This is a genomic window from Brevibacterium sp. HMSC063G07 (genome assembly GCF_001810665.1).
Taxonomy (GTDB): Bacteria; Actinomycetota; Actinomycetes; order Actinomycetales; family Brevibacteriaceae; genus Brevibacterium.
This window is the reverse complement of sequence record NZ_KV802372.1, coordinates 1-315: the sequence shown is the minus strand read 5'-3', so window position 1 is coordinate 315 and position 315 is coordinate 1. Positions and strand designations below refer to the sequence as shown.

Sequence of the window (315 nt, the reverse complement as noted above, 5' to 3'; positions counted from 1 at the left end):
GCCACGGGCGCCGAGCCCGGCACCTACGACTTCAACTTCGTGGTGCAGCCGACAGCGCTGGCGTTCAGGTCGCCGAGGCAGACGCCCGTGCCGCGCACCAGCGGTCCGCAGACGGCCACGGTCGTCGGTCCCGAGGGCGAGGAGATCTGGACCGACCAGTACGGGCGGGTGAAGGTGCAGTTCCACTGGGACCGCTACGGCCAGCGCAACGAGAACAGCTCGCGCTTCGTGCGTGTGTCGCACATCTGGGCGGGCGAGAGGTTCGGGGGCGTGTTCACGCCGCGCATCGGGCAGGAGGTGATCGTCGACTTCATC

Annotated in this window: 1 protein-coding gene; it reads left to right on the top strand. The window is 69.2% G+C overall.

Features of this window, described 5'->3' with window-relative positions; all coding sequences use genetic code 11:
* On the top strand, positions 1 to 315 hold a 315-nt coding region (vgrG, locus tag HMPREF2757_RS11320), incomplete at both ends, for a type VI secretion system tip protein VgrG (RefSeq protein WP_141750274.1).